General features: G+C 67.3%; 12 protein-coding genes. 6 read left to right on the top strand and 6 right to left on the bottom strand.

Annotation, left to right across the window (positions count from 1 at the left end):
* Positions 1–47 precede the first annotated feature (47 nt).
* Both CFB18_RS16550 and CFB18_RS09185 read left to right on the top strand, forming a co-directional pair.
* Positions 48–278 carry a zinc ribbon domain-containing protein gene (locus tag CFB18_RS16550; RefSeq protein ID WP_407084009.1) on the top strand — a complete coding sequence of 77 codons (231 nt, stop codon included), beginning with the start codon at positions 48–50 and terminating at the stop codon, positions 276–278.
* A gap of 89 nt (positions 279–367) precedes the next feature.
* The gene (locus CFB18_RS09185) at positions 368–1,813 is read left to right on the top strand and encodes a serine hydrolase (protein WP_159461672.1); all 1,446 of its coding nucleotides are present in this window, start codon (positions 368–370) and stop codon (positions 1,811–1,813) included.
* A gap of 21 nt (positions 1,814–1,834) precedes the next feature.
* On the opposite strand, the gene CFB18_RS09180 is transcribed toward CFB18_RS09185, so the two are convergent.
* From CFB18_RS09180 to CFB18_RS09165, 4 genes are all read right to left on the bottom strand, one after another.
* The gene (locus CFB18_RS09180; protein ID WP_088571515.1) at positions 1,835–2,509 is read right to left on the bottom strand and encodes a DUF1122 family protein; all 675 of its coding nucleotides are present in this window, start codon (positions 2,507–2,509) and stop codon (positions 1,835–1,837) included.
* A gap of 71 nt (positions 2,510–2,580) precedes the next feature.
* Positions 2,581–3,252, bottom strand: a complete 672-nt coding sequence (locus tag CFB18_RS09175; protein ID WP_088571514.1) for a glycerol-3-phosphate acyltransferase — start codon at positions 3,250–3,252, stop codon at positions 2,581–2,583.
* Between the two features lie 33 nt (positions 3,253–3,285).
* Positions 3,286–4,104, bottom strand: a complete 819-nt coding sequence (locus CFB18_RS09170; RefSeq protein WP_088571513.1) for a HesA/MoeB/ThiF family protein — start codon at positions 4,102–4,104, stop codon at positions 3,286–3,288.
* Positions 4,105–4,310: 206 nt separating this feature from the next.
* Positions 4,311–4,796, bottom strand: coding sequence for an FKBP-type peptidyl-prolyl cis-trans isomerase (locus CFB18_RS09165; RefSeq protein ID WP_088571512.1), 486 nt, complete (start codon positions 4,794–4,796; stop codon positions 4,311–4,313).
* Between the two features lie 328 nt (positions 4,797–5,124).
* Here CFB18_RS09165 and CFB18_RS09160 point away from each other — a divergent pair, with 328 nt between their 5' ends.
* The 4 genes from CFB18_RS09160 (at position 5,125) to CFB18_RS16545 (ending at position 6,399) form a co-directional block, all read left to right on the top strand.
* The gene (locus tag CFB18_RS09160) at positions 5,125–5,385 is read left to right on the top strand and encodes a glutaredoxin family protein (protein ID WP_088571511.1); all 261 of its coding nucleotides are present in this window, start codon (positions 5,125–5,127) and stop codon (positions 5,383–5,385) included.
* A gap of 57 nt (positions 5,386–5,442) precedes the next feature.
* Entirely contained in the window at positions 5,443–5,832 is a 390-nt protein-coding gene (locus CFB18_RS09155; RefSeq protein ID WP_407084008.1) for a co-chaperone GroES, read from the top strand.
* 133 nt (positions 5,833–5,965) lie between these two features.
* Positions 5,966–6,175: a type II toxin-antitoxin system HicB family antitoxin gene (locus CFB18_RS09150; RefSeq protein WP_088571510.1), complete on the top strand. Its 210-nt coding sequence runs from the start codon at positions 5,966–5,968 to the stop codon at positions 6,173–6,175.
* Positions 6,172–6,399, top strand: coding sequence for a type II toxin-antitoxin system HicA family toxin (locus CFB18_RS16545; RefSeq protein WP_088571509.1), 228 nt, complete (start codon positions 6,172–6,174; stop codon positions 6,397–6,399). The genes CFB18_RS09150 and CFB18_RS16545 overlap by 4 nt, the downstream gene beginning before the upstream one ends.
* Positions 6,400–6,459: 60 nt before the next feature.
* Here CFB18_RS16545 and CFB18_RS09140 read toward each other — a convergent pair whose 3' ends face one another.
* Complete coding sequence (locus CFB18_RS09140) at positions 6,460–7,899, bottom strand: tetratricopeptide repeat protein (protein WP_088571508.1); 1,440 nt, start codon at positions 7,897–7,899, stop codon at positions 6,460–6,462.
* 3 nt (positions 7,900–7,902) lie between these two features.
* On the bottom strand, positions 7,903–8,832 hold the full coding sequence (locus CFB18_RS09135; RefSeq protein WP_088571507.1) for a glycoside hydrolase family 108 protein: 930 nt from the start codon (positions 8,830–8,832) through the stop codon (positions 7,903–7,905).
* Positions 8,833–9,001 lie beyond the last annotated feature (169 nt).

The following is a 9,001-nucleotide window of genomic DNA, read 5'->3' as shown; positions in this document are numbered from 1 at the left end:
CTTTCCATCGCCTTCTGGTTCAGAAGGCGAGGTTTTACGGGGTTCCGGTGATTTTTGTGGATCCGCAGAACACGTCCCGGGCGTGTCCGGTATGCGGCAAGGTGGGTGAAAGGCTAAGGGGACACGTCCTGACGTGCCCTTGCGGGGTGAGGATGAGCCGTCACGCGGCGGCGGCGGTGAACATCGCCCGCAGGGGGGTGGAATTCCTCGGGGGCTTGGGCCTTCGAGGCAGGGGTCGGTGGGCAACCCCGGTGGCCGGTCCTCTGGCCTCGGGCTAAAACCCAAGGCCACGACCGGAATACCCAGGAAACAACGTAAGTCCTAAATGGGTGGGTGCTCAGACCTCAATAGAGAGGAGGGGTCATCGATGCCGCGCGCGTGGAACCGATGGCTCAGCCGCGGGGTCGCCCTCCTGCTGGTGGGCTTCCTGATCTGGCAGTTCGCCCTCTTCCAGCAGGAGCTGCAGCGGATCCCCCGGACCTGGACCGTGGCCGGGCTGGCTGTGGGCGGACGCTCCATCGAGGAGGCGCTGGACGCGGTGGAGCGCGCCCTGGCCGCTCCGCTGCGCGTGCAGTATCAGGATCACACCCTGATGCTGGACCCCGCGGATGTGGAGGCGCGGCTCGATCGGGGTAAAAGCCGGGAGCTGCTGCAGCAGGCCTTATCCGAGCGCCAGCGCCCGGGCGCTTTCCTGCAATTCCTCTTCCGCCAGCCGCCCCCACCCCGGGATCTCCCGGTGGCGATCCAGGCCTCCCCGGAGAAGATCCGCCTGTGGCTGCTGGAGGTCGCCCGCCGCTTCGATGAGCCACCGGTGGAGCCCCAGCCGGACCTGGAGCGCTTCGCCTTCACGCCAGGCCGCCCGGGCCACGTGCTGAACATCAGCCGCTCCGCGGAGCGCCTCCAGGCCGCCCTGGCCCAGGCGGCCCCCCGCGAGGTCGCCCTGGTGGTGGACGAGAAGCCCGCCCCGCCCCTTTCCCTCTCCGCCCTGGGTCGGTTCTTCGAGGCTTACCTGAGCGCCTTCGACGGCACCGCCGGGATCTTCATCAAAGACCTGCGTCGGGGGGAGACCTGGATGCACAACGGGGACCTGCCGTTCTCCGGAGTGGGGGTGATGCGCCTGCCCGTGGCCCTCGCGGTCGCCCGGGCCCGGGACCTCATCCACGACGAGGCGCGCCGCCAGACAGTGTTCCGGATGCTAACCGATGAAACCGCCCTGCCAGCCGTGGACACGCTCCTAACAGACCTCGGGGAAGGTGACCCAGCGAAAGGGGCGGAGCGGGTGACCGCGCTCCTGCGGGAGCTGGGGCTGGTGAACTCCTTCATGGCGTGGCCCTTCGACCAGCCGGGCACCCCGCCTGCAGTGGTGACCCCAGCCAACAGCCGGCCGGAGCTTCCCACCCATCCCGATCCGCGCCAGCAGACCACCCCGGAGGACCTGGGGGTGCTCCTGGAGATGCTCCGACAATGCACTCAGGAGGGCGGACCGCTCCCCCTCGTCTCCGAGGGCGCCGTTCAACCCGGGGAATGCCAGTTCATCCTGGAGGCGATGACCCAGAATCGCCTGCTGGATCCCCAGGGTCAGCCCACCCTGCTGGCCGCCGGCCTCCCCCCCGGCATCGCCTTCGCCCGTCGGCCTGGCTGGACGAACGAAACCCGGGCGGACGCAGGGATCGTCCTCGCCGGGCGCGCCGAGTATGTGTTGGTGGTCTTCCTGCACCGCCCCATCCTGATGGAATGGGAACAGGCCGTACGGATGATGGGGGATCTCTCCCGGATCACATCCCAGTTCTTCCTGGGGACGCCCTCGGAGTAAAAGTCAGGGGATCCCCTTCCATCAGAGCGCTTCGTCGGCCCCGCGGGAGCTCCAAAGGGAGAGGAGATCCTCGACGCGGCGTCGGGCGGCCGCGAACTCGGGCCGGGAGGATCCCTCGGTGCGGCGCAGAAAAGCCCGGATCTCTTCCCACAGCGCATCGACCACATCCAGATAGCGCTCCCGATCCCGGGGCTTGAACCCCTGCAGCTTGCGCGGGCCCTCCCGCCACCCCTCCGCGATGGACCAGTCGCGGATGGGGAAGGCGCACCCGGCATAGAACAAGCACATCCCCAGCGGGGTCAGGATCGGAGGGATCCCCAGCCGGAGGGCCTGCTCGGTCTCCCGATGGATCGGCTGGCTCTCGCCGAACGTCTCGTAGGCCAGCCCCAACCACCCTCCCGGCGGGATCAACTCGCCGATGCGTCGGAAGAACGCTCGCACCACCCGCTCCGGAAGCGCCACGGGCACGCCCTGGAAGCGAACCGGGTTCTGAAAGAAGCCATCGAGCCAGCCGGGGATCGGCTGCGGACGCGGACCGGCGGAAAGCCCCCGCAGGATGGGGCGCTCCGAAAGGAGGCCCTCGCGCTCCAGGTAAAACGCCACATAGCGCTGGCCGGCTGTGACGCTCCGGCCCTCCTCTCGCACCCGGATCCGATAATCCCCTGCCATCATGCCATCCAGGGTCTCCCAGCGCATGTTCTGTCCTCGGAGGGGAATCCCTGAGCGGAGGATAGGAGAGTGGACCTCTCCCGAGGTCTCACGCAAGGTCAGGCCGACGTCCTGGACCGCTCATTGCCTTCCGCCAGCCCGGAAGGGACGGGGGCCTTGGGCCACCCGGAGAGGCGCAGGCGGGGCTCGGTCCCCTCCCGGAGGCGCCGAAAGTTCGGGCGCAGGGCCCAGACGATCAGCCCGAGGGTGCCAAGCCCATACAGGACCTCCGCCCATGGCCCCCCGAAGGCCACCGCGCGCAGGGCGAAGAGCCCAGGGACCACAAAAGCGAGGATCAAGGAAGTCATCGATGCGTATCCGGTGAGGGCAGCAAGGAGAGGAACCAGAGGCAACAGCACGGCCGCGACCAGGGGCCAGAGGGCGATGGCCGTCCCCAGGTTCGGAGCGGTCCCCGCCCCGCCCCGGAACCTCAGCCAGATCGGCCAGTTATGGCCGGCCACGGCCAAGATGCCCGCCACCGCCCCGGCCAGGGGCTGGCCCGGAAACAGCATCCGGGCCCATTCGATGGCCAGGAATCCTTTGACAAGATCTCCCAGGCCGGTGAGCAAGCCGGCCGGGAGCCCCCCGGCGCGCATCGCGTTGGTCCCGCCCGTCCGGCCGCTGCCGATCCGCCGCACATCCTGCCCGGTCAGCAGGCGAACCACCAGCCAGCCTGTGGGGAACGATCCGATCAGATACGCGCCGAGGATCAGCATCCACACGGACCCCATCCCCTCCTCCTGTTGAGCGCTTCTCGCTCTGCCTCACGCGGGCGTTCGCGGGGCCAGGCCGCAGAACACCTCGTAATCGATGGGCTCGAAGAGCGTGGGGTGATCTCCGCACACCGGACAATCCCGACGGCGCTCCACCTGAACGCTCAGCCATTCCGCCCGGAGCCCATCAAAGACCAGCAGCCGGCCGGCCAGGGAGGTCCCCAGCCCGAGCAACCACTTCAGGGCCTCCAGGGCCTGGAGCGCCCCGATGGCTCCGGGGACCGCGCCCAAGACGCCTGCCTGCTGGCAATCCGGGATCAGATCCGGAGGCGGCGGAGTAGGCAGCAGACAGCGATAGCACGGGCGCCCACCCGGCGGGACCATGCTGACCTGCCCCTCATATTGGAAGATCGCCCCCCAGATCAGCGGCTTCCGCTCCCAGACACACACGTCGCTGGCCAGATACTTCGTGGGGAAGTTGTCGCTTCCATCGATAATCAGGTCGTAGTCTGCAACCAGCTGGCGGGCGTTGGCAGCCGTGAAGCGGGTCACATAGGGGATCACCTGCACATCCGGGTTCAGGGCCTGAAGCCGCTCCCGAGCGACCTCCGCCTTCGGGCGCCCGAGGTCCTCTGTGCGGAAGAGGACCTGGCGCTGCAGGTTGCTGAGATCCACCACGTCGGGATCGATGATCCCGATGGTGCCCACCCCGGCGGCGGCCAGATAGAGGGCGATGGGGGATCCGAGCCCCCCTACCCCGATGAGCAGCACCCGGCTTTGCAGCAGCCGGCGCTGCCCACGCCCGCCCACCCCTGGCAGGACGATGTGCCGAGCATAGCGGCGGATCTGCTCCTCGCTCAGCGGGAACATCCTCACCGACTCCGGCGAAAGATCCTCCCCTCCCGATCGGCCGAACGTCCTAATGCGGGAGGGGAGCTGGGGGCTTGCAAACCGCAGGAAGACCTACCCCCGATATCTTATCGCCGTTCGGGGCGTTCCGGAAAGCGCTGTTTCTCAGCGGGACGCCCCGAATCGGGGAGGCACCGGCCGGTGGGAGAAACGCGATCGGCCGGAGATCAGCCCTCGTGGGGATGGCCGTGCTCCAGCTCCTCAGGGGTCGCCGGACGCAGGGCCAGGATCTTCACCGTGAAATGGAGCTCCTCCCCGGCCAAGGGGTGATTGAAATCGAGAGTGACCGTGTCCGGCCCCACCTCTGCGATGTAGGCCGGGAACGCCTCGCCGGTTTCGGTGTAGACATACAAGCCGACGCCCGGGGCCAGCGGGAAATCCTCGGGGAACTCGCTGCGGGGAACCACCTGATAGGCGTCCGCGCGCCGTGGCCCATACGCGTCCTCAGGGGCCAGCCAGACCTCCTTCTCCTCCCCCACGGCCATTCCGTAGAGGGCTTCCTCCAGGGCGGGGAGGATCTCGCCGGCACCCTGGATGAACGTGATGGGCTCGCTTTCCTCGGACGACTCCACCACCCGGCCGTCCTTCAGGCGAAGGGTGTAGGCCAGGGTCACCACCATGTTGTCCTGGACCGTCAATCGCTCTTGCAGCATGGGTTTGAACCTCCGGAAAAGTTAAAAGGGGCGCCTCCCGGCTTACGGAAGAGCGCCCCTCTTGCGAAAAGCCCCTGCCGCAAAACCGGCAGCGCGGTTGCCCTTATCATAACCGAAGCTGCTGTGAAAAGCAAATCACGCGCCTGGGCCATGCGCGAAGATCCATGCGGGATCGCGCCCTCGGCCCTCCGGATCGTGTCACCCCTTCAGGCCTTCGGGCATCTAAAATATTGAGAATTCATCCGGGCGATCGGCCGCTCTCGACGCCCCTCTGGGCGTGGATGGCCCGTCCGGAGGCAAACCTTCTGGTTTCCGAGGAGGAGCCGCGATGGCGGGGACCGGGAAATGGCCTCGGGTGATCATCTTCACCACGCCCAATTGCCCGTGGTGCCGGGCCGCCAAAGAATACCTCCGACAACGGGGGGTGCCCTTCAAGGAGGTCGATGTCAGCCGGGATGCGGCGGCGGCCCGCGACCTGGTGCGCCGCACCGGCCAGATGGGCGTGCCGGTGCTGGATATCGGTGGTAAAATCGTCATCGGCTTCAACCGACCCCAGATCGACGCGTTGCTCGGGTTGAGGAAAAAGTAAACGACGCGCTGTGCGATCTCCTGACGCCGCAAAGAAGCCGGGATCCGGAGAGGAAGCATGCATCGCTCCGGATCCCGGCGGTGGATCTTCAATGAAGAGGAGGGAACAGCGATGGCGGAGGAGCGCTTCCCGTGGCAACCCCTCGGCAGCCGGGTGGTCATCCGCCCGGTGGAGCAGGAGAGCCGCACGCCGAGCGGCCTGATCATCCCGGAGACCGCCAAGGAGAAGCCCCAGGTCGGGATCGTGGTCGCCGTCGGCGACGATGAGTCCATTAAGGTGCGTGTCGGGGATCGAGTGCTGTTCCCCAAATACTCGGGGAACGAGGTGAAGGTGAACGGCGTGGAGTATCTCATCCTCGACGCCAACGACCTGCTGGCCTACGACGCGGAGACGCGGGCCACGCTGCCGGAGCCGAAGCCCGCGCGCAAAGGCCGGCGCAAGGCATAAGGATCGAGCCCCCTGCGGCTCCCAGTCGGGCAGATCCCATTCCGATGGCGCAAGACCCCCAACCCGGGCGCCGAGGCCTCCGGCGCAGGCGCCCGGGCGCTTCCGTGACCCAGGCACGGAAAGGAGCCTTCGCATGCGCCTGAAAGTTGTGCTGGAACCCAGCGATGAGGGTGGATATACGGTATATGTGCCCTCATTACCCGGATGCATCAGTGAGGGAGAAACGATTGAAGAGGCGCTGCGAAACATTCGGGAGGCCATTGAGCTGTATCTGGAGCCCGTGGAGGATGACCGGGTTCCCCTCCTTAGCGAAGCCGCGCTGCTTGAGGAGATCGATCTGTGACAAAGATCCCCAGCCTCCCTTACGATGGGATCATCCGCGCGCTTCAGCGGGATGGATGGACTGTGGTTCGCCAGCGCAGGAGCCATATTCGTCTGCAGAAAAGGGTAGGTGTTGAGGTGTTGAAGATCACAATCCCAGCTCACCGCCCCGTGAAACGTTCAACCCCCGCTCATATCCGGAAGCAAGCTCGATGGAGCGTGGATGGCTTTCTGAAGCTCCTTTGAGGCGGGAAAAGCCGGCGGGGGGCGGACCGATGCGCATCCGCCCCCCGCCCCAGACCCCGCCTATGGGCCCAGGCGCTCCCGCACCCGCGGGGGCGGCTCCTCCCCAGGTCGCAGCGTCCGATATCGCCGGTAGAACTCCCGCGCCTCCTCCTGCTTCCCCAGGTCCCACAGGGCATCGCCCAGATCCAGATACGCCGGCGCGTAGTCTGGAGAGAGGACGATCAAACCCCGCAGGATGGGCTCCGCCTCGCGGGCCCTTCCGCTTTGGGCTAAGTAACGGGCGTAATGGGCCAGGGTCTCCCGATAGAGCGCTGGATCCAGAGCGGGGCCATAGAAGGCTTCTCGGGCCCACTCCTCCAGGGAACGCGACCGAATGGCCCAGTCCTGGGGGAGGAAGGTCGGCCCCTCCAGCTCATAGGGGATCGAGGCGAGGGTGAGGGCGGCGTGAAGGGCCCGCGCGGCCCCCGCTGCGTCCCCGGCCTCGGCCCGTCGCTGGGCCACCGCCAGCCCCTGGCGCAACGCCTCCGTGGCCAGCTCGGGATCCTCATCCACCCGACGGGTGAAGGCTCCCGCTTCATACGCCCGCAGGGCCTCCTCGAGCTCCCCGGCTTCCACATGTCGTCGGACCTCCTGATAGGTGTCCGCGGCCGGGTTCGCCCGTTCCACTCCCATCGATCGGAAGCCCTTCCCGTCCCACTCCGCCTCCAGGGCTGTCCCCCTTCCTCCGCTCATCGCGTTCACCCACTGGATGCGATCCGCCTCGCAGAGCACGTAATACCGTTCGGGATCCCGCTCCTCCTCTTGCAGCGCCGACAGCCCGGGCGCCTCCCCCTGAAACGGGCCGTCCAGCTGGAGGATATAGAAGCCCACGACCAGGAAGAGGTGATCGGCGATCGGACAGATCTGCACGTCCACCAACGGAGGGATCGTGGACGGCTCTCGGCCGAAGCGCGCGGCGATCCACTTCCGTCCCCACTCAGGTAGGGGCTCGGTGCCTCCCAGCGCCGCGCCTCCCGGCCGTCCCGCCAGAGAGAGGGCCAGGACCCATTCCACCCGCAAGCCGGCGGGCGCAGCATCCGGGCGGAGGCCGCCCTGGGGATCCAGACACCGGCATCCCTGGCCCAACAGAGCGAGGGCGTCCGCCTGGATGCGATCGGCTTCCTCGTATTGTCCCTTCTTCTGTGCTCGGATGATCTCGCGAAGGGCCTGTTCCATCCATGCGTTGAGGCGCTCGGCTGGCAATGGCGGCGCGCCAGCGGCCTCATACGCCGTCCGAGCCGCCGCCCACTCCCCCCTTCGGATCGCCTCCTCCAGCGCCTGCAGCCTCTCCTGCGTCAGGGAGGCCGGGCTCTTCACCACAGTGGGTGTTCCCCCTATCTCTTCCGGCCCTGGCGAAGTCGTGGCTTTCACCACGATGGGCGTTCCTCCCTCGGGGGAGGAAGGCCACCCACAACCAACGAGCACGCTTATGGCGATCAGGCTCAAAAGGATCGTTCGCATCACTTACCTCCTCCACATCCTGCGGAAGCGCTCCAGGATCGTCGCATAAGCGGGATCTTCGGCGGCCCGGGCCTCCAGGGCCTGCTCCACCTTCCGCTCAAAGGAGGCCGCGAACTCCGGTTCCCCCGTAGCGGCCTCGGCCAGATCCCGCAGCCGGTTCAGCCAACCCGCGAGGAACTTCCGCTGGGAAGGGTACTGATCGGCGATCTCCAGGTAGCGGTTCAACCGCAGATCCAGATAGGCTTCCACCATCTCCCGAGGGCTGGAACGACCCCCCTCCTGGATCCGCTGGAGGAACTCCCGGGCGCGCCCCACCCCCATGTTCACCGCCGTGTCGAAGTGGATCATGGCCAGGGCTGGAGAAGGGATGGTGGCTGCCCCGGATGACGCCCAGTATCTCTCCAGGTAAATGGCCCGGGCCTCCTCCGGCGTGAGGGCGCGGACGTCCTGAGGAGGTAACCCCTTCTCGCGGCGCCAGGCATCATAGGTGCCCTGGGTGATCCCCATGTTCGTGGCGCCGCCGGGATCATCGGGGTCGTGGACGTATCCGCCTTCCCATCGGCGGACGAAGGCGTAGGCCTCCTCGAAGGACGCCGAGAGGGCGGCCGTGGGGAGCGCCCCCTCCCCAACGCTTTCCCCCGCGCGCTCCACCATCTGGGCCGCCTGCAGGAAGGCCGCCTCCAGGTGGAGGAGGGCCTGCTCCATGGTGTCGGCCAGGATCCGCACCCGCTCCGCCGCCTGGCTCAGACGTCCCTTGGGGCCCTCTGTCTCCTCCTCGAACCGCCGCCCGGGGACCGCGCGGACCGTCCGCACCAGGGCGATCCCCACCCGCTGGGCCCGCCGGAAGGTCTCCTCCCAGACGGGGGCCCACGCCCGCAGCTGCCGGATCACCTCCCGTATCCCCTCCAGATCGATCTGCAGACCCTTTTCCATAACCGGCCTCCCTCAGAGCGTTTCCCAAAGTCGGATCTCGCAAGATGCGTTTTCGCTCATAAAAATGATAGGCACCACGGTCGCTCCATCTTCCCGGCTCGGGGCCGGATCAGGGGTGCGGGATGAGGGATGAGGAGCAGCCGGGAGGGGAAAGGGTAGGGCGCTTTTT

It is taken from the genome of Thermoflexus hugenholtzii JAD2, assembly GCF_900187885.1.
Taxonomy (GTDB): Bacteria; Chloroflexota; Anaerolineae; order Thermoflexales; family Thermoflexaceae; genus Thermoflexus; species Thermoflexus hugenholtzii.
This window is presented reverse-complemented; position numbering and strand designations above follow the sequence as displayed.